Raw genomic sequence first — 21,354 nt, 5'->3', positions numbered from 1 at the left:
GATTACGGCTTTGCCTAATCCGCCCTACGCACTCCGCACCCGTAGGGCGGATTAGCGTAGCGTAATCCGCCATCGCCCAGCACAATCATTTCGAGATGGCGGAACGATCATCGCTCTCCGAACGCGCCGCTAACGGCGGCATCGCCAGCCCAATCGCTCGGAAACAGCCCTGCGCGCACATCGCGGTGAAATGACGAATGCGGCCAATCGACCACACGACTGACGAGACGATGCTTCACGGGATTGATGTAACAATACTCTACGTGCCGGGCATAATCGTCTTCGTCGCGGATCAGATGCTCCCAAAATCGACGCTGCCAGATGCCTCGCTCCTGGTTCGCAAGGCGAACTGAGCTCAGGCTTTCTGTTCGTGGCAACTCACGCGCGAACCGACTTTTGATCAGCCGCCAGCGCGTTGAGAAGTCGGCATCACCAGGCGGCAGGGTCCAGACGGCGTGCAGATGATCCGGCATGACGACGAAGGCATCGATCTCGAAAGGGTATCGCTTCCGGGTCGTGGCTACGGACGAACGCAAGAGATCGACGTGCTCGATCAGCAGACTCCGACGCCGATCGAGGAGGTTGACGGTGAAGAACCAGCAGCCGCCGGAAACGAATGCGCGACGATAGTTGGGCATGGGCCAGAGCCAGCGTCGAGATGATCAATGGTCAGCCTACCGGAAGAGGGGTAGTAGAACAAGATCCAGCGGTGGCCGAAGCGAAGTGGCGGCGGATTACGGCTTCGCCCAATCCGCCCTACGCGTCTACGCATTCTGCTTGAGCCCGCAACTCATTAGTCTGAGGAATGGAAACTACCGCTTCTTCCAGCCGCCCCGCTTGCCCGGCTGGCCGCCGGTCGAGCGTGGCGCGGGGCCGAATTCGGGGCCAGACTCGCGGGAGTTGGTCGGCTGGATGATCTTGCTGCTGCTGCCGAAAGGTTTTGGCGGCAGTTTGGCGTTGGGGCGGTAGGGCAGGGATTCCGGGCCGTGCATCTCGTCGAGATGGGGCTTGTGGACTTTGGAGGTGGAGGGACTGCCCGTGGGGCGCCCCTCACCCCGACCCTCTCCCCGTGAAGAACGGGGAGAGGGGGCGGAGGCACCGTCTTCGTGGGGCGAGCCGCCAATGAGATCGCCGATCGAGGGAGCGAGCGGATCGCGGTCGCGCGACTTCGATCCGCCGCGCGCGCCGCCGCGGCCCTTCAGGGCCGTGGTCGGCAGATTGGCGGCGTCGCCGTATTTCTTGGCGCCGGCGTAAGCGCCCGCCTTGCTCTGCACGGTGCGCTGCTTGGCGGTGGGATCGTCGACCACCGCGAGCTCGGTGGCGCGCAGGCGCTTGACCTCGTCGCGGAGGCGGGCGGCTTCCTCGAAGTTCAAATCGGCGGCGGCCTCGCGCATGCGGGTTTCGAGATCGGCGAGCACGGCCTCGAAATTGTGCCCGATCGAGATCGCGTCGTCGGTCGCGGTGCCGCCGCCGGTCTCGATCAGCACGTGGTCGCGCTCATAGACCGAGTTGAGGATGTCGCCGATCGACTTCTTGACGCTCTCCGGCGTGATGCCGTGGGCTGTGTTGTACTCGACCTGCTTCTCGCGGCGGCGGTTGGTCTCGGCGATGGCGCGCTCCATCGAGCCGGTCATCTGGTCGGCATAGAGGATCACCTTGCCGTCGACGTTGCGCGCGGCGCGGCCGATGGTCTGAATCAGCGACGTCTCGCTGCGCAGAAAACCTTCCTTGTCGGCGTCGAGGATCGCGACCAGCGCGCATTCGGGAATGTCGAGGCCTTCGCGCAAGAGGTTGATGCCGACCAGCGCGTCGAACGCGCCGAGACGAAGGTCGCGGATGATCTCGATGCGCTCGATGGTGTCGATGTCCGAATGCATGTAGCGGACGCGGATGCCCTGCTCGTGCAGATATTCGGTGAGGTCCTCGGCCATGCGCTTGGTCAGCACCGTGATCAGCGAGCGATAGCCGGCCTGCGCCGTGGCGCGGACCTCGCCGAGGAGATCATCGACCTGGGTGCGGGCGGGGCGGATGTTGACCGGCGGATCGATCAGACCGGTCGGGCGGATGACCTGCTCGACGAACACGCCGCCGGCCTCGTTGATCTCCCAGCCGCTGGGCGTCGCGGACACCGCGACCGTCTGCGGCCGCATCATGTCCCACTCCTCGAAGCGCAGCGGGCGGTTGTCCATGCAGGAGGGCAGGCGGAAACCGTATTCGGCGAGTGTCGCCTTGCGGCGGAAGTCGCCGCGGAACATGCCGCCGATCTGCGGCACCGTGACGTGGCTCTCGTCGGCGAACACCAGCGCGTTGTCGGGGACATATTCGAACAAGGTCGGCGGCGGTTCGCCGGGCAGGCGGCCGGTGAGATAGCGCGAGTAGTTCTCGATGCCGGCGCAGCTGCCGGTCGCCTCCATCATCTCGATGTCGAAGGTGGTGCGTTGCTCCAGCCGCTGCGCCTCCAGCAGCCGGCCCTGCGCGTGCAGCTGGTCGAGCCGCATCTTCAGCTCGGACTTGATCGACTTCATCGCCTGCACCAGGGTCGGGCGCGGCGTGACGTAGTGCGAGTTGGCGTAGACCTTGATGAACTCCAGCTCGTCCTGCTTGTGGCCGGTGAGCGGATCGAACTCCTCGATGTTCTCCACGGTGTCGCCGAACAGGTTCACGCGCCAAGCCCGGTCCTCGTAGTGCGCCGGGAAGATGTCGATGACGTCGCCGCGCACACGAAAGGTGCCGCGGGTGAAATCGTGCTGGGTGCGCTTGTATTGCAGGGCGACGAGGTCGGCGATCAGCTGGCGCTGGTCGATGCGTTCGCCCTTCTTCAGCGCGAAGGTCATCGCGGTGTAGGTCTCGACCGAGCCGATACCGTAGATGCACGACACGGAGGCGACGATGATGACGTCGTCGCGCTCCAGCAGCGCGCGCGTCGCGGCGTGGCGCATGCGGTCGATCTGCTCGTTGATCGAGGAATCCTTCTCGATGTAGGTGTCGGTGCGCGGGACGTAGGCCTCGGGCTGGTAGTAGTCGTAATAGGAGACGAAGTATTCGACGGCGTTGTCGGGGAAGAAGCTCTTGAACTCGCCATAGAGCTGGGCGGCCAGCGTCTTGTTCGGCGCCAGGATGATCGCCGGGCGCTGCGTCGCCTCGATCACCTTGGCCATGGTGTAGGTCTTGCCCGAGCCGGTGACGCCGAGCAGCACCTGGGTGCGGTCGTTGCGCGCGATGCCTTCGACCAGTTCCTTGATCGCCTGCGGCTGGTCGCCCTTCGGCTCATAGGCCGACTTGATCTCGAAGCGGACGCCGCCTTCCGACTTGTCCGGGCGCGGCGGCCGGTGCGGCGTCCACACCCGCAACGAGCCGTCGTCCTTGCGGAACTCGGGACGGCCCTCGCGGATCAGCGACTCCAGCGCTTCCGCCGTGGCCTTGACGCCGAGTGCCTCCATCTTGTTGCGCGGCGGACGGGCGAGCGCCTCGTCGTCGTCCTCGGCGGTAGGCAGGCCGGGCTGCCGCGCCAGCTCGGGATCGAGCGTGGGGATGGTGGCGGCGGTGCCGTAATTGGCCTGCGGGGCCTCGGAGAGGCCGGGGGATGCGGCGGCATCATCCGCCTCGAGGTTCTGATGGCGAGGAGAGTCGCTCCCATCCTGGCCCTCCGCCGCCTGCGGGTCGAGACGAGCTTCGCTCGCTCTGAGAGGGGCGGGTGGGGGCAAGCCACGGGCATCGGTCGTTGAAGTTTTGCGTCCAACCGGCTGCGGATTCGGCCGCAGCGGCATCGGGCGATCGGACGCATCGCGGGCGGCGACATCATTGCTCTTGGTCCGGGTCGAGGCGCGCGCGCGGTGCGCGGCGGCTTCGCCGCCGCTGCGGCGGTCCCAGGAATTATCCGGCGGCGGCTTCAGTCCCGTCGAGGAGCCGATGCCGCTCTCGCCGCGGTTGATGGCGGGATTCAGCAGCTCGGCCAGCGCCGGCGCGATCGGCTGCACGTCCGGGCGATGCGCCTTGGATTTCGGCGTGCGGCCGGGCTTTTTTGGGGTGTCGGGGGTCTTCGCCATGGCCCGAATATGGGACCGGAGACGCCGACATGAAAGAGCGATTGGAGGCCGGCCAGCCCCTTGCTGACAGCATGCTGGCAGCAGGATGGCTCACGCCCATGCATCCGCGGCGCATGGATCTGTGGCTCGTGCATATGCGGCTCGCCGGCCGGCGAAGCCATCGTCGATCGCAGGGTGGGCGCAGCCCTAATGCCGGGTCGGCGGCTCGACGATGTCGAGATGCACGCCGTGACAGGCGACGCATTGCAGGGCCCAGTATTCAGAGCCGCCGCGGCCATTGATGACGCTGAGCACGCTCAGTTCCGCATCGCAGTCCGGACATCGTGTGCGAACCGAATAAGTGAGGTGTTTGACGGCAGGCTCAGCCATGAATTGCAGTCCGCATTACGAATACACTCGGCATTTCGAATTGGCGTTGTGAATGTCGGCTTGGAACCATCGAAGCGGGACGACTCCCAGAGCGTTCACTCTCGGAGATTGCTCCACGCTGCGCTATCCGTCTTTTCCCGGGGTTCGACCGATATCCTCCGCTGGCTGCAGATTCGCCGCTCTATCCCCAGCGTTTCCGGAAGCGGTCGATGTGACTCTTGGCGTCGGCGATCGCCATGTCCGCATCCGACCAGGCGAAGCCGACTTCGAGTGAGGGGAACGAAACGCCATTGATCACCACTGGAGTCATGTCCGCACGGCGAATCCGCGCATGCCATAGGCCTTTTCCTGCTTCGAACGGCTCTATGGCGAAATCTTCGTACAAGTACGTCATTGCGTAGTCCTGGATGTCCCGAACGGCAACGACAGCATGGATTGGTCCCGTCATTTGTGAAGAGGTTCACAGAACGGGATCTTTTTTGAGCGGGTCTCTTCGCTGCGCATTTCGTGTTGCGGATTGCGCGGCTGCGCGCATGATCCAGCGGCGAAATGCGCTGAAATCGCGCTGTCCGGCCTGGAAGCTGCGGTAGACGAGATACCAGCGCTCGCCTTTTGGGATGGTCAGCGCGAACGGTGCAACCAGACGTCCGGCGGCGAGGTCGTCATCGATGTAGGGGCGGATGCCCATAGCGACGCCGAGCCCGTCGATGGCGGCCTGCAGCGCATGGCCGTAATACTGGAACTCGGTGCCGCGCGCGGTCACGCGCGTGACCCCGGCCGCCTTCAGCCACAACGCCCAGTCCTCCGCCGCGTGGGACACCCGCAGCAGGCTGGGACCCTTGAGGTCGGTCGGCCGCTTCAGCGTGGCGGCGAGCCGCGGCGTGCACACCGGCAGCAGATCGGCGGCGAACAGCGGCTCGGCGACGAGCCCGGGCCAGGCGCCGTCGCCGAGCTTGATGCCGCAACTCCAATCGTCGCCGAACGGCACCGCGGCGCCGCCGGTGGTGATGCGCACCTCGATGTCCGGCTCTACGGTGCTGAAATCGGCCAGCCGCGGGATCAGCCATTTCATCGCGAAGGTGGGACCGACGCCGAGCGTCAGCACCCGCATCGACGATGGCGCCATGATCTGCGCCGTCAGGCTCGACAGCGCGTCGAAGATCGGCGTCAGCCCGCTCTGATAGGCGCGGCCCGCCGCGGTCAGCGCCAGCCGGTTGGCCTTGCGCTCGAACAGCACCACACCGAGCCGCTGCTCCAGCAGGTTGACCATGCGGCTGATCGCCGCCGCCGACACGTTGAGCTCGCCTCCGGCCGCCGCGAAGCTGCCGGTCCGCGCCGCCGCCTCGAATGCCTTGATGCCGTTCAGGAACAGAAGCCGCCGCATGCCAGCCGTCAGGAAAACTGATGGAGGGCAAGATAACTCGGTTTGTGCCGCGGCCGCCAGTGCGACATGATTGCACTGAATGGAGATCGGCCATGACGCCCGTCCTGATTGCAGCGCTCGGATTGCTGATGGTGGCGACGGCGTTTCTGTCGGGCCTGTTCGGCATGGCGGGAGGCCTGATCCTGATCGGCGTGCTGCTCGCGATCATGCCGCTGCCGGCGGCGATGGTGCTGCACGCGATCACGCAGATGGCCTCCAATGGCTGGCGCGCCGTGCTGTGGCGGAAGCACATCCGCTGGCGGCCGGTCGCGGTGTATCTGGTCGGCTGCGCGTTGGCGCTCGGCCTGTGGTCGCTGCTGCGCTACGTCCCGGACACGCCGGTGGCGCTGCTGCTGCTCGGCGTCACGCCGTTCATGGCGCGGCTGATGCCGGCCGGACTCAAGCCCGATCCGGACAGCCTCTGGCAGGGCGCGATCTACGGCACGATCTGCATGGGGCTGATGCTGATGACCGGCGTGTCGGGACCGCTGCTCGACACCTTCTTCCTCGGCGCGCGTTTCGACCGACGATCCATCGTCGCCACCAAGGCGACGTGCCAGGTCGCGAGCCATCTCACCAAGCTGATCTATTTCGGCGGCATCATCGACCAGGCCGCGAGCCTCGATCCCGTGCTCGCCCTGGTGGCCGTCGCAGCCTCCATGCTCGGCACCACCTTGGCGCGCCGTCTCTTGGAGGCGATGAGCGAGCAGCAGTTCCGGACCTGGGCCAACCGGATCATCACGGCGGTGGCGAGCTACTACATTCTCTACGGCGGCTGGCTGCTGCTGCTCGCGCAGAACTCGGCGGCGGCGGAATGAGGATGCCATGGCGGCGACCGCGGATCCCCTGGTGCTGGACTTCGTCGAATGGGTCGCGCGCGCGCCGCGCAGCCATGCCGAGGTCGTCGAGACCTGGCGGACGAGCTGCCCGCGGCTGACGGTGTGGGAGGATGCGGCCGATCTCGGCTATGTCGCGCGCGCGGCCATTGCGGGCGTCGGCACCGTCGTCATGGTCACCGAGGCCGGCGCGCAGCTGCTGCGCGACAACGGCCGTGTCGTGGGTTAGAACGGTGCCGGACTCGAGAAAGGACCGGGCATGGCACTGAAGCTGTTCGAACTCGTCGGGACCGATGCGGCGCGTCCGTTCAGCCCGTATTGCTGGCGCACGCGGATGGCGCTGGCGCACAAGGGGCTGAATGCTGATACGATTCCCTGGCGCTTCACCGAAAAGAGCGCGATCTCGCCGCATGGCTCGGAGAAGGTGCCGGTCATGCTCGACGGCGACCGCGCGGTGGCGGATTCCTGGGTGATCGCCAATTACCTCGAGGACACCTATCCGGACCGGCCGTCGCTGTTCGGCGGCGCCGGCGGCCGCGCCATGGCGCGCTTCATCAACGCTTGGGGCGACATCGCGATCGTCGGCGGCATCTTTCCGCTGATCATCGCCGACATCCCGAAGAATCTGGCGGCCGAGGATGCCGCCTATTTCCGCGCCTCGCGCGAGGCGCGGTTCGGCAGGAGCCTCGAAGAGATCATGGCGCCGCGCGACCAGACGGTCACGAGTTTCCGCAAATCGCTGGAGCCGCTGCGCCAGACCTTGAAGACGCAAGCCTTCATCGGCGGCAACGCGCCCGATTACGCCGACTACATCGTGTTCGGCGGCTTCCAATGGGCGCGCGTGGTGAGCCCGTTCAAGCTGCTGGACGAGACCGACAGCGTCTACGCCTGGCGCGAGCGGCTGCTCGACGCCTTTGACGGCCTGGCGCGGAAATCGCCGGGCTTTCCGGTCTGATCAGGAGGCGTGCGGCGGCCGGCGAGCGCGCCACGCCGCCAGGCCTTCGTCGAGATCACGGCTGCCGACCAGGCCGGCGAACTGCTCGCTCTCGACCTGCAGCCCTTCGGCGATGGCCATGTTGAGCCCGCGCGTCGTGGCCGTGATGACGCTGGCCACGGCGTCCGGCCCGTGGCGGATGATGCGCTGGGCCAGCGCACGCGCCGCCGGCAGCAGGTCGTCATGCGGCACCACCGCGTTGACGAGGCCGAGCTCAAGCGCGCGCTCGGCCGTCACGGGATCGCCCGTCAGCAGCAGCTCGAGCCCGCGCTTGCGGCCGACCAGCCGCGGCAGCCGCTGCGTGCCGCCGAAGGTCGGCGGCATGCCGAGCCGGATCTCGGACTTGGCGAAGCGCGCGCGCTCGCTCGCGACGGCGAGATGCACGGCCTCGGTGATCTCGCAGCCGCCGCCGAAGGCGAGGCCATTCACGGCGGCGATCACCGGCTTGCGGAACGCCTCCAGCCGCGCGGTCATGGCCTGGCCGCGGCGCACGAAGTCGCGCAGCGCGGCGGCGCGGCCCTGGCGCACGCTCTCCGAAAACTCATCGATGTCGGCGCCGGCCGAGAAGGCGCGGTCGCCGGCGCCGGTCAGGATCACGGCCCTGATGCCGGCATCGGTCTCGATGCGGTCGAGCGCGGCCATCAGCGCATCGATCAGGGCGTAGCTCAGCGCGTTCAGCTGCTCCGGCCGGTTGAGCGTGAGCAGGGCGATGCGGTCGGACATTTGAAACAGGACAGGCTCGGTCATGGCTGCGCCTCGCGGGTCGACGTGATGCCACCGACACTAGGCTTGGTGCTGCGCCACGTATATTCACTGGTCAGTATACTTCGAGCCGGAGCGTTGCCATGGCCCGTTCTTCAGATCCGACCCGGGGGCGCATTGTCGCCGCGGCAAGCAAGCTGTTTTACGCCGATGGCATCCGCGCCGTGAGCGTCGATGCCGTGGCCGAGAAGGCCGGCGTCACCAAGAAGACGCTGTACTATCATTTCCGTAGCAAGGATGATCTCGTGGCAGCCTATCTCAGCGCGCGGGATCAGCCGAACCTCGCGCTGTTTCAACGCTGGTTCGACGAGACCGAGGGCGCGTTGCCGGACAGGATCGCGGCGATCTTCCGCCATCTCGCCAAGGCCGCGCGGCATCCGAAATGGCGCGGCTGCGGCTTCCTGCGCACCACGGCCGAGCTCGCCAATCTGCCCGGCCATCCTGCGATCAGGATCGGCGCCGCGCACAAGAAGAAGTTCGAGGCCTGGCTGCAGGCGACGATCGAGGCAGCGGGAATCGCGGGTTCGAGCGAGCTCGCCCGCCAGATGCTGCTGCTGTTCGACGGCTCCTTCGCCGTCGTGCTGCTGCATCGAGACGCCAGCTACATGGAGACCGCGGCCGAAGCGGCCCGAGCGCTCGTCCAGGCGGCACAGGCAAGGCGCGTCAAGGCTGCGACGAAGCGGCGAACGTCCGTGCGCCGCGCCAGCTAGGAGCTGTTACGTCGCCAGCATCGGCTGCAGGCGCAGCCCCAGCATCTCGCGCACGGCGTCGAGATCCGGCAGCACGGCGGTGCACCTCGCGCGGCTCTCTTCGGTCGGCGGCACGATGTCCGGCACCATCAGCGTGATCGCGCCGGCGGCGTGGGCGGCGGCGACACCGGGATTCGAATCCTCGATCGCGACACAGGCGGGCGCGCGTGTCCGCAGCCGCTCGGCGGCGAGCAGATAGAGATCCGGGTGAGGTTTGGCGCGACTGACATCGTCCCGGGTCAGGATGGCATCGAAGCGGTGGTCGATACGCGCCAGCCGCAGATGCTCCGATGCGGTGCTGCGCGAGGACGAGGTGACGACGGCCTTGGGCAGGCCGGCGGCCTCGATCGCGTCGAGCAGCGCGAGCACGCCCGGCTTTAGCGGCATGCCGGCGCGCAGGATCTCGATGGTGTTGGCGGCGAACAGGCGATTGACCTCGACGAGAGGAAAGTCGTCGCCGAAACGCGTGAGCAGACTGCGTTCATTGTCGGGGCCGGGAATGCCGATCATGGCGTGGCAGAGCTCGGTGACGCCATCGGTGTAGCCGAGGGCGTTCAGCGCCGCGATCGACGCCTGGAGATAGACCTTCTCGGTATCGAGCAGCGTTCCGTCCATGTCGATCAGGACGGCGTCGACGTGCCAGCGCGTCATGCGCCGCGCTCCGGTTCGCCGGCCAGCCTCTTCAGGCAATTGACGCACAGGCAGTCCTTGAACGCGCTTTGCGCGGCCTTCGGCAGCGGCAGCCGCGCGGTCTCGTCGAAACACCAGCAGGCGCCGCCGGGATCGCAGCTGAATTCCGTCCCGCAGGACTCACAGACGAGTTGCCGCGCGGTCACGTTTGCTAAACGATTTGTCACCTTCGGAACCACGTCCGGCCAGCCCCTTTTTCATGTCCGGTTCATCTGCCAGGGCAAGTATAGTGCGCAGTACCAGGCGGCGCCAGCATGCCGGTGTCGAACCCGCGCAGGATGCCGACGCACGCGACGATCGATGGCGCAGGATTTGATGAGGACTTGGCATGGCCCGTGATCCGCAGGCGGCCCTGGTGGCGTTGAACCGGTTCGGCTTCGGTGCGCGCGGCGGCGCCTCGGGCGATCTCGTCAATGCGGCGTCGGATCCGCGCGGCTTCGTCAAGGCCGAACTCCTCAGGCCCAATGGTGCGCTGTTGGAGGTGCCCGGCCTGCAGAGAACGCCTGAACTCGCCGACGCCGTCTTCGTCTATCAGGAGGAGGTCAAGCGGGCGCGTGAGGCTGCGGCAAGGTCGGAGGCTCCGCCACCGGAGCCGGCGGCGCAGACGCGCGGCCCGTCCATGAACGGCGCCGAGACGCCGATGGCCACGCCGCCGTCGCCTGCGCCGACGATGGGCGCCAACATGGCGCCGACAGCAGCCGAACCCGCGCCGGCCAAGCCTGCGCCGCAGCCGCCGCTCAACGTCGTCCAGAAGACGTTTCGCGCCGAAGCGCTGGCGCGGCTGCAGCGGGCGGTGCTGGCCGATTGCGGCTTCACCGAGCGACTCGTCGCGTTCTGGTCGAACCATTTCTGCATCTCCGCCAACAAGGGCGAACTGGCGCGGATGTGGGCCGGCTCGTTCGAGCGCGAGGCGATCCGGCCGCACGTGCTCGGACGTTTCGCCGATATGCTCAAGGCGGTCGAGCAGCATCCGGCGATGCTGTTCTTCCTCGACAACCAGGAATCGCTCGGACCGGACTCGCGCGCCGGCCAGAACCGCAAGCGCGGTCTCAACGAAAATCTCGCGCGGGAAATCATGGAGCTGCATACGCTCGGCGTCGGCGGCGGCTACACCCAGGAGGACGTGACGTCGCTGGCGCGCATCATCACCGGCTGGAGCTTCGCGGGACGTAACAGCCGCAACGGCTCGCCGGGCCGCTTCGTGTTCAATGCCAATGCGCATCAGCCTGGAACGCAGACTCTGCTCGGCAAGACCTATCCGGATGACGGGATCGCGCAGGGCGAGGCCGCGCTCGCCGACATTGCCCGCCATCCTTCGACGGCGAAGTTCATCGCGACCAAGCTCGCGCGCCATTTCGTCGCCGACGATCCGCCGCCCGCGCTGGTCGCGCGGCTCGAAGGCGCGTTCAGAAAGACCGACGGCGACCTCAAGGCGGTGACGTTGGCACTCGTCGACGCGGACGAAGCCTGGTCGGCGCCGCTCACCAAGATCCGCTCGCCCTATGAGTTCCTCGTCGCAGGCGGCCGGCTGCTGGCGCGCGTGCCCGAGGATCCCGGTTTCTATCTCGCCTCCCTCAACACGCTCGGCCAGCCGCTTTGGACGCCGGCGGGCCCGAACGGATTTGCCGACACCAATGCGATGTGGGCCGCGCCCGAAGGCATGAAACTACGGCTCGACATCTCGGCACAGCTCGGCTCGCGTCTCGGCAACAATCTCGATCCGCGTGATCTGCTCGACCTCGTCGCGGCTGGCGCGGCGTCCAGCGAGACGCGGCAGACGATCGAGCGCGCGGAGACGCGCCAACAGGCGCTGACGCTGCTCTTGATGTCGCCGGAATTCCAGAGGAGATGACGATGGAGCGGATCACGACGTCGCTGCTGACCTCGCGCCGGCATTTGCTGCTGGCGGGGGCGTCCTTCGCCGCCTGGGCCTATCTGCCGAAATTTGCCCGTGCTGCCGACCAGCGCGACCCGCGGCTGATCGTCGTGATCCTGCGCGGGGCGCTCGACGGGCTCGCGACCGTCGCGCCGATCGGCGATCCCGACTATGCCGGGCTGCATGGCGCGATCGCGCTCGCGGGCGACGGACCGCATCCGGCGCTGCCGCTCGACTCGTTCTTCGCCTTGCATCCGTCGATGCCGGAATTCGCGCGGATGTATCGCGACAAGCAGGCCGCGGTGATCCATGCGGTCGCAACACCGTATCGCGAGCGCTCGCATTTCGATGGGCAGGACGTGCTCGAAAGCGGCTTTGCCGGTCCCGGGCGGGTGCAGTCCGGCTGGCTCAATCGCGCGCTGGAGGCCTTGCCGCGCGGGCCGCGGGTTGCGGGCGCGCTCGCGGTCGGACCGACGGCACCACTGGTGCTGCGCGGCGCCGCGCCGACCGTCGGCTGGGCGCCGGTGACGTTGCCGCAGGCCGACGACGATACGGCGATGCGTCTCGCCGATCTCTATGCCCATCGTGATCCCGCGCTGGCGTCGGCGCTGTCGCAAGGCCTGAAGCTGGAGAAGGCGGCGTTCGGTGACGACATGAAGCCCAAGCCGGGCGGCAACCAGATCGCGGCGATGCGCCAGGTGGCGCGCGGCGCGGCGAAGCTGATGGCGGCCGATGACGGCCCGCGCATCGCCGCGCTGGCGTTCGACGGCTGGGACACGCATGCCAATGAAGGCGGCGCGGTCGGCCGCTTGGCGCAACTGCTGTCCGGCCTCGACGGCGCGCTCGCCGAATTCGAGGCCGGGCTCGGTCCGCGCTGGCGCGACACGGTGGTGGTGGTCGCAACCGAATTCGGACGCACGGCGAAGATCAACGGCACGCAGGGCACCGATCACGGCACCGGCACGATTGCGCTGCTCGCCGGCGGCGCGGTGAAGGGCGGCCGCGTCGTCGCCGACTGGCCGACGCTGAAGATGGCGAGCCTCTATCAGGGCCGTGACCTCGCGCCGACCACCGATCTGCGGGCGGTGTTCAAGGGCGTGCTCGCCGATCATCTCGGCCTGAGCGAGCGCGCGCTCGGCGAGACGGTGTTTCCGGAGAGCGCGGCCGTGAAGCCAGTCAAGGGTCTGGTCGCGTAAGGCCGGCCGGCGTTCCTCGATCGTGGCTGCCGCCCTCGCTTGCGCAAGGCATCGCCGCATCCGCGACGATCGCGGCACGCGCATCGCGGCCTGAACTCTGCTATTCCTCCGGACAGCGGCACATCATCCAGGAGACCATCATGTTCATCGCCATGAATCGTTTTCGCGTTGCCAAGGGCTCGGAGGCCGACTTCGAGCAGGTCTGGCTGTCGCGCGACAGCCATCTCGACAAGGTGCCCGGCTTCGTCGAGTTTCATCTGCTCAAGGGACCGGAAGCCGAAGACCACACGCTCTATGCGTCGCACACGATCTGGGCGTCGAAGACGGCCTTCGAGGACTGGACCAAGTCCGACGCCTTCCGCGCCGCGCACCACCGGGCCGGCGACACCAAGGTGCACTATCTCGGCCCGCCGCAGTTCGAGGGCTTCGAGGTCCGTCAGACGGTGGGCGGGAAGAAGTAGCTCACCTTTTTAGTCAGGATGTCGCCATAGAGGCGGTGCGCTCCCTCTCCCCGTTCTTCACGGGGAGAGGGCAGGGGTGAGGGGCAGCGGCACGGGTGGTGATCGTTTCAGATCGCCCTTGCCTTTCACTTCGGGCCGAATTGCAAGATGAGAAGTTTCACGACCACAAAGATTTAAGGGCAGGGCACGTGCGAGGCCCCAATCTGAAGTCCATCGAACTCGCGCGGCGTCTCCGCACGGCGCAGACAAAGGCAGAGAGCGCCTTGTGGGGGCAAGATCCGCAACCGCCAGATCGATGGTCACAAGTTTGTTCGGCAACTGCCGATCGCCGGATACATCTGCGACTTCGTCTGTCGCGATCAGTGCCTTGTTGTCGAGTTAGACGGTGGCCAACATAGCGAGTCGGCGCAGGATGCTGTTCGTGACCGTGTGCCGGCAGACGAAGGCTATGAGGTTGTTCGCTTCTGGAACAACGATGTTCTTGGAAACATCGAAGGGGCGCTTGCGATCATTCAGCAGGAGCTGACGAGGAGCGATTAGCTCGCTGAGGCTGGTACTTCCGTGCGGCTGCCCCTCACCCCAACCCTCTCCCCGTGAAGAACGGGGAGAGGGGGCGCACCGCGTTCGTGGCTACTCTCTCCCCCCAAAACGACGTCTATGATCATAAGCGATACCCCGGGGGCTGTCGAAGAGATCGGTCCGTCGAATCCGCCGATCGGCGCCATGCGACGCAACGCGCACCCTGGAACTGGAGGCTCACGAGTCAGTTATTGTGTGTCGGAAGCGGGCGAACGGGAGCGGACCGCGCTCGTAGGGCTTCCTGTTTCCATCGAGCCAAGGTCTCGGCGGTCGTGCGCGCTGCGCTTCCTCACTCGGAAAAGAGAGTTTGATGATCAGCAGACAGCCGCTCAAGGCCCGCACCACGGAAGAAGTTCTTGGGCTGATCAGCGCCTTGGCCGTCGCCATTTTCGCGGTCATCATCATCGCGCTGTTGTATTTCGGCCGCGATATTCTGGTCCCGGTGGCGCTGGCCATCCTGCTCAGCTTCGTCCTGGCTCCATTGGTCGCGCAACTGCAGCGGCTCCGCGCCCCGCGCGGATTGGCCGTCGTCAGCGTGGTCGTTCTCGCATTCGTCGTGATCTTCACGCTGGGCAGTCTGCTCGCCACTCAGCTCACCCAGCTCGCCAGCGAGTTGCCGAGCTATCAATCCACGATGAGCAACAAGATCCAGTCGTTCCGCGACACCAAAGCGGGGCGGGGGACGCTCGAGCGTGCATCGGACATGCTGAAGGATCTGGGCAAGGAGCTCGACAAGCCGAAAGAGCCGGAGGCGGCCCGGGCTCCGAGCGGAGGGCTGCGAACCAGTTCTCCGTCCGCCCAGGCGCCGATCCCGGTGGAGGTCCGGCAGCCCGATCCCGGAGCGCTGGACAGTCTGCGTACGCTGATTTCGCCGCTCATTCATCCCTTGGCGACGACCGGCATCATCATCATCTTCGTCATCTTCATATTGCTTCAGCGCGAGGACCTGCGGAATCGTCTCATTCGTCTTGCGGGTTCATCCGATATGCAGCGCACGACAGCAGCGCTCGATGATGCGGCCTACAGGCTCAGCCGGCTGTTCCTCACGCAACTCGCCGTCAACGGCGCATTCGGCGTCGTGATCGGCACGGGGTTGTGGTTCATCGGCATCCCCAGCGCGATCCTCTGGGGTATCCTCGCCGCAGCGCTTCGGTTCGTGCCCTATATCGGCGCCGTGATCGGCGCGGCGTTTCCGCTGGCTCTGGCGGCAGCGGTCGACCCCGGCTGGTCGATGCTGATCTGGACGCTGGTTCTGTTCCTCGTGGTCGAGCCGCTGGTGGGCCACGTCATCGAGCCGATGGTCTATGGGCGCAGCACCGGTCTGTCCCCCGTCGCCGTGGTCGTTTCGGCCGCGTTCTGGACCGCGCTGTGGGGACCCATCGGACTCGTGCTCGCAACGCCGCTGACGGTCTGTCTGGTGGTCATCGGACGACACGTCGAAAGCCTGGAGTTCCTGGACGTCATGTTCGGTGATCGTCCGGCGCTGTCCCCTCCGGAGATCTTCTACCAGCGCATGCTGGCAAACGATCCGACCGAAGCGGCCGGGAAGGCAGAAGAGTTCTTGAAGGAGCGCTCGTTGATCGCCTATTGCGACGAAGTCGCGGTCAAGGGGCTGCAACTGGCCCAGGCCGACGCCGACCGAGGGGCGCTCGCCGTCGATCGCCTTGCGACGATCCGGGACTCCGTTGCCGAGTTGACCGCGGATCTTTCCGATCAGACCGATGGTCCGTTGCCGAAAAGCGAGTCCATCAGCGATCCGGAAACGGCATCGGCCGTCGACGGCTTGGTCACAAACCAGGCAGGCGACACGATTCCCGTTCTCGCCAGGGACAGGCTCGCCGAGGAATGGCAGAGCGAGCAGCCCGTCCTCTGCGTCGCGGGGCGAACCCCGATCGACGAAGCGGCCGCGTTGCTTCTCGCACAACTGTCATCGGCTCATGGATTGGGCGCGAAGGTTTCGGGAGCAGAGTCGCTCTCGACGGCAAACGTCATCAAGTTGGAGCCCGCAGGGGTTGCGATCGCCTGTCTCGTTTATCTGGGCAATTCCGGCGTTGCTCATATGCGCTATTCCGTGCGTCGCCTGAAGCGGCGGCTCCCCAGAGCCAGCGTGATGTTGGTCTGCTGCGCGGCGGATGTTGATCAGGACGCTGCGAAGGGGCTGCAAGAGGCCACCAAGGCCGATCTGGTCGCTGCCAGCATGGGCGAAGCTGTCAGAATGTGCGTCGAAGCCGCACAGGCCAAGGCCTCTCAGCACACCTCGCTCGTGCGGGAGCCACCGGCTGCTGTCGCGTAAGACGCGATGGATAGATGCGCTGCGCTTCGATGACGGGCTGCCGCGATGGCTATGTGTCCCCGGTCCGCAGATATCAGGACAAAAAAATGCGGCCCCGGTCAGAGACGGCGACTGACGGGGACCGCTGAAACGCGTGATCGGTGGCGGGGATGATCAGGCGCTCGATGGAGCCTAGGCGCGGGGCGTGACGGCTGCGTGACATCCTCGCCATCGGCCCGTCCGACCAAGCCATTGTCGCGAGGTCGAACATGGCGCGCGGCTCACAACGCCTTGCGGTAGACGATGAAGCCCGAACGTTCGGCGATCTTGTCGTAGAGCGCCCGCGCCGTGGTGTTGGTCTCGTGGGTCTGCCAATAGACCCGTGGCGCGCCGGCCTGGCGCGCCTGTGCGTAGACGGCTTCGATCAGCGCGCGTCCGACGCCCTTGCCGCGCGCGGCTTCGCTCGTGAACACGTCGTTGAGATAGCACAGCGGCCCGATCGTGGTGGTGGCGCGATGAAACAGATAGTGGGCGAGGCCGATCAGCTCTCCGCCGCTCTCGGCGACCAGGGCGTGCACGGGCTCGTTCGCATCGAAGAAGCGCGCCCAAGTCGTGGCGGTGATTTCGGCGGGCAGTGCGGTCGGCCCGGAGCGGCCGTAGAATGCGTTGTAGCCGTCCCATAGCGGCAGCCAGTGGTCATGGTCCTCGCGCGCGACGGCGCGAATGGTGAGTGCAACGGTCATCGTGGCTTCGTCGTCCGGTTCGAGTATCGACGTGCCTTCGATACGCCATGATCGCATCCGCGATCAATCGGCGACTGGTGCCACCAGATCCGGAGACGGCGGCTGCATCAGCCGGGCATTCACCACGCGATCATCCTCCGTCAGCGGCGACAGCGAGAGCTCGCCCCGCCGTTCGATCAAGACCAGCAGTGACGCCGCCAGCAGGATCGCGAGTGCCAGGGTCACGGCAACGATTACGACCGTCGATTTCATCGCCATTTGGTGCGCGAGACAATCATCGCCTGTTGTCGCGAAAACCGCGAAGGGTTGTCAAAACTGTCTTCCTGCTAAGCGGACATGATCGCCTGAATCGACAATACGACGATGGTGACGCTCACGCCCAAGGAGACCGTGCAGGCCGCGATGATTGCGACCACCGCGGTGGTCAGGCTGGGCGACAGGGTGAGCATCGCGTCGTCGTGAAAGCCGCTGATGAGCGCGTGCGACGGCTCTTCGCGCCGTTCAGAGTCCTGCGGCGACGCGAGGTCGCGGACCCAATCGAAATGCAGATCGGAAGCCATACGCCACCGGGACATGAAGTCGAAATCCCTTACCCCTACGTCCGCGAGCGAATCACTCGCAGAGGTAAATAGTAAGGTCACGCTGGGCAGTATTACGGCGCGTTCGTGCTCAAAACGGCGAAAACATGGCGTCAGCGGTATTCGTTCCTGCCTGCGCGTGTATTTTCCCCGCTGTTCTACGGATGGTCGGTATTCTTGCGGGTGAAGCTCAATCGTAGTCGGCGGCGATCCCGGCAGAATCGATCAACGCCGGCTGCCAGTCCATCGCCACGAAGCCGGTGGTCTGCTCGACGCGGCGCAGCCAGCTGCGGATCTTCGGGAAAGTCGAGAGGTCGAAGTCGCAGCGGTCGGCGACGTGCGTGTAGCCGTAGAGCGCGATGTCGGCCACCGTCAGCTGTTGGGCCGCGAAGTACTCGTTGCTCTTGAGATGATTCTCCATCACCTGCAGCGCCGCATAGCCGCGCTCCATCCAGTCCTCCAGCGCATGCGTCTGCAGGTCGCGTCCGCCCTTCACCAGCAGCAGCCAGAAATAGGCGGCGCCGATGTTGGGCTCCAGCGCATGCTGTTCGAAGAACATCCACTGCAGCGCTTCGGCGCGCTCGATCCGGGACTCCGGCACCAGCGGCGTGCCGCCGGCGACATACCACAGGATCGCATTGGACTCGGCGATGTAGCGGTCCTCGCCGACCTCCAGCAGCGGCACCTGGCCGCTCGGATTCCTGGCGAGGAAGTCCGGCGTGCGGCTTTCACCGCGCAGGATGTCGATCTCGATTGCCTGGTAGGGTGCGTTGAGAAGCGCGAGCGCAAGGCGGACCTTGTAGCTGTTGCCTGATCGCTGCATCGAATAGAGCTTGTACATCCGGCCAATGTCGAGTTCGAGGAATCATCGTGTCGTGGAATCACGCATCAGGACGCCAGATCGTCCCGCAATGCGGCCAGACAATGATGCCGATGGGCCCGGGCTGCAAGAGCCGGGCAATGGAAAAAGTTGAAAAGCGCTACTGCACTGCACTAGCGCATAACAACCTTCCATCAAACTCAAACAATCGAGATCACGCTTGTGCGATGCGCGCGTGTCCGTCGATCTCGGATGCGCGATCGGCGAGCGCGCGCTGCAGCGTCAGCGCGAACAGGCAGATCATCACGACAAGACCGAGCGGGATCGTCGTCAGCCCGGCGATGCTGCGCGACAGCAGCGGCACGATCCAGGCAGCTGCGAGCAGGCTGAGCTCGTAGTCGCGAAAGCCGTTGGCGAGGCCGTGGCGGACGAAGAAGATGATCGCGACTGCAAGCACGACGAGGTCGTAGTCGAGCACGTAGGGCGTGGCCAGAAGGCTCGCGCTCGCCAGCGCCGAGGCCTTCAGGTCGAACGCCGCCTCGCTCCGCCACAGCCAGGCGAGACCGGCCGCCAGCGCCAGCGCCAGCATGGTCTGCAGCGCGTAGGCGGAGCGGACGTCGGCGCCCCAGTGGCGCGCGGCCGAGAACACCGACTGGATTTTTTCCCAGCCGGTGCCGCCTTGTTCGAGAACGACGGTCTGTGTGAAGGTCATCGACTGGAAGAAGGCGTGCCAGACGTCACCGCCGAGCGCGGCGAAGCTGATCGCGACCAGGGCGACGACGGTGGCGGCCGCGGCTGCGACGGTCGGCCAGCGCGCGCCAGCGATCAGGGCCACGGGAATCAGCACGCCGAATTGCGGCTTGTAGGCCAAGAGCCCGATCAGCACGCCCGCCGCCCACGGCCGGCCGCGCTCCATCAGCAGCAGCGCGCCGCCGAGCAGGCCGGCGGTGAAGAATGCGTTCTGGCCGTGGCCGATGTTGACGAACACGGCCGGGAAGGCGGCCGCGACCAGGAGCGTCTCCGGACGCGGCAGGATCGCGCGCATCACGGCAAGATAGGCTGCCAGGCTCGACACCACCCACAGCGCGAGTCCGGCGGCGTAGGGCAGCAGCGCGGTGATGGCGGCGATCGCGAAGAAGAACGGCGGATAGTGCCAGCCGAAGAACGGCACGTCGCGGCCGTCGAACACGGCCTTTTCCATTGCATGCTGCAGCGGCGGGTCATAGGCATCGGCCGCCTTGCCCTGAAGGGTCAGCACGCCTGCCGCATAGACGTTGGAGAAATCGGTGCCGATCGGCTTGCCGTTGCGGTCGATCAGGCCGTCCGACAGCGCGATCCAGCCGGCGATTGCCGCGATCGTGAACGCGAGCAGAATCCAGCTGTAGGACTTGATCCGCGTGGCCGTCAGCCAGTCGCCGGATCGCAGGGCGCACCCGATAGCGGTCATTTCGGCCTGAAAATTGAGACAATCGTTGGGGCACGCTAGCGGGGCGGCTTTAACGTTCTCTAAACTCTTGGGGGCCATGTGCCCAAGCTTCTTGCGATGCAAGCTTGCGGGCCTTAAAAGCAGTCGTTTCCCTGACATGACTGGTCGTGGCCCCGAGGGGGTGATCCACGACGCCTGCATAGGAGCTGATGATGTCCTTTCTCGCCGCTGCGCTCGACCGTGTGAAGCCGTCCGCGACCATCGCGGTCACGGACAAAGCGCGCGTCCTCAAAGCGGCGGGCCGCAACGTCATCGGCCTCGGCGCCGGCGAACCGGATTTCGATACGCCTGAGAACATCAAGCAGGCCGCGATCAAGGCGATCCAGTCCGGCAAGACCAAGTACACCGCGGTCGACGGCATCCCCGAGCTGAAGGAAGCCATCATCGGCAAGTTCCAGCGCGAGAACGCTCTCGCCTACAAGCCGAACCAGGTGATCGTCGGCGTCGGCGGCAAGCAGGTGCTGTACAATGCGCTGATGGCGACCATCAATCCGGGCGATGAGGTCATCATCCCGGCGCCGTATTGGGTCAGCTATCCGGAAATGGTGGCGCTCGCCGGCGGCGAGCCGGTGCCGGTGGTCTGCACCGCGGCTGACGGCTTCAAGCTGCAGCCGGAGGCGCTGGAGAAGGCGATCACGCCGAAGACCAAATGGCTAATCCTGTGCTCGCCGTCGAACCCGACCGGCGCGGCCTACACCAAGGCCGAGCTCAAGGCACTCACCGAGGTGCTGGTCAGGCATCCGCACGTCTGGATCATGACCGACGACATGTATGAGCACCTGGTCTATGACGACTTCGTGTTCACGACGCCCGCCCAGGTCGAGCCGTCGCTGTACGACCGCACGCTGACCGTGAACGGCGTCTCCAAGGCCTATTGCATGACCGGCTGGCGGATCGGCTATGCCGGCGGCCCGGCGAGCCTGATCAAGGCGATGGCGACGATCCAGTCGCAGTCGACCTCGAACCCGTGCTCGATCGCGCAATGGGCGGCGGTGGAAGCGCTCAACGGTCCGCAGGACTTCATCCCGGCGAACAACAAGGTGTTCAAGGAGCGCCGCGACCTCGTGGTTTCGATGCTGAACCAGGCGAGCGGCATCGAGTGCCCTCGGCCGGAGGGCGCGTTCTACGTCTATCCGTCCTGCGCCGGCACGATCGGCAAGACCGCGCCGTCGGGCAAGGTGATCGACAATGACGAGGCCTTCGTCACCGAACTGCTGGAGACCGAGGGCGTCGCCGTCGTGCAGGGCTCGGCGTTCGGCCTCGGCCCGGCGTTCCGCATCTCCTACGCCACCAAGACCTCCGACCTGGAAGACGCCTGCAAGCGCATCCAGCGTTTCTGCGGCAATCTGAGGTAATCGGGCAACAGCCCTGCCGAATCTCCCGCAGCCAAGTTCCGCCCCAAAAGGCGCCATGTTTTCAACATGGCGCCTTTCTCTTGTCGGGCGGTAAGTTTGGTGGCGTGGGGTTGGGAAGT

23 protein-coding genes are annotated in these 21,354 nt (G+C 66.0%); 10 read left to right on the top strand and 13 right to left on the bottom strand.

The genetic code is table 11. The annotated features are described in order from the left end of the window. Window positions 1-107: 107 nt before the first annotated feature. The 5 genes from ACQR1B_RS18280 to ACQR1B_RS18260 all read right to left on the bottom strand — a co-directional run bounded on the left by ACQR1B_RS18280 (window position 108) and on the right by ACQR1B_RS18260 (window position 5,799). Window positions 108-638: an REP-associated tyrosine transposase gene (locus ACQR1B_RS18280; protein ID WP_434836182.1), complete on the bottom strand. Its 531-nt coding sequence runs from the start codon at window positions 636-638 to the stop codon at window positions 108-110. A gap of 174 nt (window positions 639-812) precedes the next feature. Next, the gene (gene uvrB / locus ACQR1B_RS18275) at window positions 813-4,046 is read right to left on the bottom strand and encodes an excinuclease ABC subunit UvrB (protein ID WP_434836183.1); all 3,234 of its coding nucleotides are present in this window, start codon (window positions 4,044-4,046) and stop codon (window positions 813-815) included. Between the two features lie 186 nt (window positions 4,047-4,232). Next, window positions 4,233-4,415, bottom strand: coding sequence for a hypothetical protein (locus ACQR1B_RS18270; protein ID WP_434836184.1), 183 nt, complete (start codon window positions 4,413-4,415; stop codon window positions 4,233-4,235). A gap of 181 nt (window positions 4,416-4,596) precedes the next feature. Next, window positions 4,597-4,809, bottom strand: coding sequence for a hypothetical protein (locus ACQR1B_RS18265; protein ID WP_172112391.1), 213 nt, complete (start codon window positions 4,807-4,809; stop codon window positions 4,597-4,599). Window positions 4,810-4,875: 66 nt separating this feature from the next. Further along, entirely contained in the window at window positions 4,876-5,799 is a 924-nt protein-coding gene (locus ACQR1B_RS18260; protein ID WP_434836185.1) for a LysR substrate-binding domain-containing protein, read from the bottom strand. Window positions 5,800-5,891: 92 nt separating this feature from the next. Between ACQR1B_RS18260 and ACQR1B_RS18255 the strand changes: the two genes are divergently transcribed. The 3 genes from ACQR1B_RS18255 to ACQR1B_RS18245 are packed head-to-tail and all read left to right on the top strand — an operon-like array spanning window position 5,892 to window position 7,629. Further along, on the top strand, window positions 5,892-6,656 hold the full coding sequence (locus ACQR1B_RS18255; protein ID WP_434836186.1) for a TSUP family transporter: 765 nt from the start codon (window positions 5,892-5,894) through the stop codon (window positions 6,654-6,656). Between the two features lie 7 nt (window positions 6,657-6,663). Next, complete coding sequence (locus ACQR1B_RS18250) at window positions 6,664-6,903, top strand: hypothetical protein (protein WP_434836187.1); 240 nt, start codon at window positions 6,664-6,666, stop codon at window positions 6,901-6,903. Window positions 6,904-6,933: 30 nt separating this feature from the next. Continuing rightward, entirely contained in the window at window positions 6,934-7,629 is a 696-nt protein-coding gene (locus ACQR1B_RS18245; protein WP_434836188.1) for a glutathione S-transferase family protein, read from the top strand. Here the strand turns inward: ACQR1B_RS18245 and ACQR1B_RS18240 are convergent, their stop codons facing one another. Then, entirely contained in the window at window positions 7,630-8,415 is a 786-nt protein-coding gene (locus ACQR1B_RS18240; RefSeq protein WP_434836189.1) for a crotonase/enoyl-CoA hydratase family protein, read from the bottom strand. 98 nt (window positions 8,416-8,513) lie between these two features. On the opposite strand from ACQR1B_RS18240, the gene ACQR1B_RS18235 reads away from it, so the two are divergent. After that, window positions 8,514-9,140 carry a TetR/AcrR family transcriptional regulator gene (locus ACQR1B_RS18235; protein WP_434836190.1) on the top strand — a complete coding sequence of 209 codons (627 nt, stop codon included), beginning with the start codon at window positions 8,514-8,516 and terminating at the stop codon, window positions 9,138-9,140. 6 nt (window positions 9,141-9,146) lie between these two features. Here ACQR1B_RS18235 and ACQR1B_RS18230 read toward each other — a convergent pair whose 3' ends face one another. Together ACQR1B_RS18230 and ACQR1B_RS18225 are read right to left on the bottom strand one after the other, a co-directional pair. Further along, window positions 9,147-9,830 carry an HAD family hydrolase gene (locus ACQR1B_RS18230; RefSeq protein ID WP_434836191.1) on the bottom strand — a complete coding sequence of 228 codons (684 nt, stop codon included), beginning with the start codon at window positions 9,828-9,830 and terminating at the stop codon, window positions 9,147-9,149. Further along, window positions 9,827-10,048, bottom strand: coding sequence for a cysteine-rich CWC family protein (locus ACQR1B_RS18225; RefSeq protein WP_434836192.1), 222 nt, complete (start codon window positions 10,046-10,048; stop codon window positions 9,827-9,829). Before ACQR1B_RS18225 ends, ACQR1B_RS18230 begins: the two co-directional genes overlap by 4 nt. Window positions 10,049-10,197: 149 nt before the next feature. On the opposite strand from ACQR1B_RS18225, the gene ACQR1B_RS18220 reads away from it, so the two are divergent. The 5 genes from ACQR1B_RS18220 (at window position 10,198) to ACQR1B_RS18200 (ending at window position 16,274) form a co-directional block, all read left to right on the top strand. Beyond that, entirely contained in the window at window positions 10,198-11,721 is a 1,524-nt protein-coding gene (locus ACQR1B_RS18220; protein WP_434836193.1) for a DUF1800 domain-containing protein, read from the top strand. Continuing rightward, window positions 11,718-12,941: a DUF1501 domain-containing protein gene (locus ACQR1B_RS18215; RefSeq protein ID WP_434836194.1), complete on the top strand. Its 1,224-nt coding sequence runs from the start codon at window positions 11,718-11,720 to the stop codon at window positions 12,939-12,941. Before ACQR1B_RS18220 ends, ACQR1B_RS18215 begins: the two co-directional genes overlap by 4 nt. 140 nt (window positions 12,942-13,081) lie before the next feature. Further along, window positions 13,082-13,402: an antibiotic biosynthesis monooxygenase family protein gene (locus ACQR1B_RS18210; protein WP_434836195.1), complete on the top strand. Its 321-nt coding sequence runs from the start codon at window positions 13,082-13,084 to the stop codon at window positions 13,400-13,402. Window positions 13,403-13,678: 276 nt separating this feature from the next. Then, entirely contained in the window at window positions 13,679-13,942 is a 264-nt protein-coding gene (locus tag ACQR1B_RS18205; protein WP_434874929.1) for an endonuclease domain-containing protein, read from the top strand. A gap of 349 nt (window positions 13,943-14,291) precedes the next feature. Continuing rightward, window positions 14,292-16,274 carry an AI-2E family transporter gene (locus ACQR1B_RS18200; RefSeq protein ID WP_434836196.1) on the top strand — a complete coding sequence of 661 codons (1,983 nt, stop codon included), beginning with the start codon at window positions 14,292-14,294 and terminating at the stop codon, window positions 16,272-16,274. A gap of 260 nt (window positions 16,275-16,534) precedes the next feature. On the opposite strand, the gene ACQR1B_RS18195 is transcribed toward ACQR1B_RS18200, so the two are convergent. The 5 genes from ACQR1B_RS18195 to ACQR1B_RS18175 all read right to left on the bottom strand — a co-directional run bounded on the left by ACQR1B_RS18195 (window position 16,535) and on the right by ACQR1B_RS18175 (window position 19,841). Continuing rightward, window positions 16,535-16,996 (bottom strand): GNAT family N-acetyltransferase, encoded by a 462-nt coding sequence (locus ACQR1B_RS18195; protein ID WP_434836197.1) that lies wholly within the window; start codon window positions 16,994-16,996, stop codon window positions 16,535-16,537. Between the two features lie 63 nt (window positions 16,997-17,059). Then, window positions 17,060-17,248 carry a hypothetical protein gene (locus ACQR1B_RS18190; protein WP_434836198.1) on the bottom strand — a complete coding sequence of 63 codons (189 nt, stop codon included), beginning with the start codon at window positions 17,246-17,248 and terminating at the stop codon, window positions 17,060-17,062. 74 nt (window positions 17,249-17,322) lie between these two features. Beyond that, on the bottom strand, window positions 17,323-17,556 hold the full coding sequence (locus ACQR1B_RS18185) for a hypothetical protein (RefSeq protein ID WP_434836199.1): 234 nt from the start codon (window positions 17,554-17,556) through the stop codon (window positions 17,323-17,325). Between the two features lie 208 nt (window positions 17,557-17,764). Next, window positions 17,765-18,415, bottom strand: a complete 651-nt coding sequence (locus ACQR1B_RS18180; protein WP_434836200.1) for a glutathione S-transferase family protein — start codon at window positions 18,413-18,415, stop codon at window positions 17,765-17,767. Between the two features lie 193 nt (window positions 18,416-18,608). Further along, window positions 18,609-19,841, bottom strand: a complete 1,233-nt coding sequence (locus ACQR1B_RS18175; protein ID WP_434836201.1) for a glycosyltransferase family 87 protein — start codon at window positions 19,839-19,841, stop codon at window positions 18,609-18,611. Between the two features lie 191 nt (window positions 19,842-20,032). On the opposite strand from ACQR1B_RS18175, the gene ACQR1B_RS18170 reads away from it, so the two are divergent. Continuing rightward, window positions 20,033-21,235 (top strand): pyridoxal phosphate-dependent aminotransferase, encoded by a 1,203-nt coding sequence (locus ACQR1B_RS18170; protein ID WP_434836202.1) that lies wholly within the window; start codon window positions 20,033-20,035, stop codon window positions 21,233-21,235. Window positions 21,236-21,354 lie beyond the last annotated feature (119 nt).

The sequence above is a fragment of the Bradyrhizobium oligotrophicum genome (assembly GCF_051168495.1).
Lineage (GTDB): Bacteria > Pseudomonadota > Alphaproteobacteria > Rhizobiales > Xanthobacteraceae > Bradyrhizobium > Bradyrhizobium oligotrophicum_A.
Note: the sequence above shows the minus strand (reverse complement) of the source record. Positions and strands in the feature narration are given on the sequence as shown.

Excerpts from the sequence above, each read along its gene's own strand:
- ACQR1B_RS18280 (WP_434836182.1), bottom strand. The coding sequence starts at position 638 with ATGCCCAACTATCGTCGCGCATTCGTTTCCGGCGGCTGCTGGTTCTTC.
- uvrB (WP_434836183.1), bottom strand. The coding sequence starts at position 4,046 with ATGGCGAAGACCCCCGACACCCCAAAAAAGCCCGGCCGCACGCCGAAA.
- ACQR1B_RS18270 (WP_434836184.1), bottom strand. The coding sequence starts at position 4,415 with ATGGCTGAGCCTGCCGTCAAACACCTCACTTATTCGGTTCGCACACGA.
- ACQR1B_RS18265 (WP_172112391.1), bottom strand. The coding sequence starts at position 4,809 with ATGACGTACTTGTACGAAGATTTCGCCATAGAGCCGTTCGAAGCAGGA.
- ACQR1B_RS18260 (WP_434836185.1), bottom strand. The coding sequence starts at position 5,799 with ATGCGGCGGCTTCTGTTCCTGAACGGCATCAAGGCATTCGAGGCGGCG.
- ACQR1B_RS18255 (WP_434836186.1), top strand. The coding sequence starts at position 5,892 with ATGACGCCCGTCCTGATTGCAGCGCTCGGATTGCTGATGGTGGCGACG.
- ACQR1B_RS18250 (WP_434836187.1), top strand. The coding sequence starts at position 6,664 with ATGGCGGCGACCGCGGATCCCCTGGTGCTGGACTTCGTCGAATGGGTC.
- ACQR1B_RS18245 (WP_434836188.1), top strand. The coding sequence starts at position 6,934 with ATGGCACTGAAGCTGTTCGAACTCGTCGGGACCGATGCGGCGCGTCCG.
- ACQR1B_RS18240 (WP_434836189.1), bottom strand. The coding sequence starts at position 8,415 with ATGACCGAGCCTGTCCTGTTTCAAATGTCCGACCGCATCGCCCTGCTC.
- ACQR1B_RS18235 (WP_434836190.1), top strand. The coding sequence starts at position 8,514 with ATGGCCCGTTCTTCAGATCCGACCCGGGGGCGCATTGTCGCCGCGGCA.
- ACQR1B_RS18230 (WP_434836191.1), bottom strand. The coding sequence starts at position 9,830 with ATGACGCGCTGGCACGTCGACGCCGTCCTGATCGACATGGACGGAACG.
- ACQR1B_RS18220 (WP_434836193.1), top strand. The coding sequence starts at position 10,198 with ATGGCCCGTGATCCGCAGGCGGCCCTGGTGGCGTTGAACCGGTTCGGC.
- ACQR1B_RS18215 (WP_434836194.1), top strand. The coding sequence starts at position 11,718 with ATGACGATGGAGCGGATCACGACGTCGCTGCTGACCTCGCGCCGGCAT.
- ACQR1B_RS18210 (WP_434836195.1), top strand. The coding sequence starts at position 13,082 with ATGTTCATCGCCATGAATCGTTTTCGCGTTGCCAAGGGCTCGGAGGCC.
- ACQR1B_RS18200 (WP_434836196.1), top strand. The coding sequence starts at position 14,292 with ATGATCAGCAGACAGCCGCTCAAGGCCCGCACCACGGAAGAAGTTCTT.
- ACQR1B_RS18195 (WP_434836197.1), bottom strand. The coding sequence starts at position 16,996 with ATGACCGTTGCACTCACCATTCGCGCCGTCGCGCGCGAGGACCATGAC.
- ACQR1B_RS18190 (WP_434836198.1), bottom strand. The coding sequence starts at position 17,248 with ATGAAATCGACGGTCGTAATCGTTGCCGTGACCCTGGCACTCGCGATC.
- ACQR1B_RS18185 (WP_434836199.1), bottom strand. The coding sequence starts at position 17,556 with ATGGCTTCCGATCTGCATTTCGATTGGGTCCGCGACCTCGCGTCGCCG.
- ACQR1B_RS18180 (WP_434836200.1), bottom strand. The coding sequence starts at position 18,415 with ATGTACAAGCTCTATTCGATGCAGCGATCAGGCAACAGCTACAAGGTC.
- ACQR1B_RS18175 (WP_434836201.1), bottom strand. The coding sequence starts at position 19,841 with ATGACCGCTATCGGGTGCGCCCTGCGATCCGGCGACTGGCTGACGGCC.
- ACQR1B_RS18170 (WP_434836202.1), top strand. The coding sequence starts at position 20,033 with ATGTCCTTTCTCGCCGCTGCGCTCGACCGTGTGAAGCCGTCCGCGACC.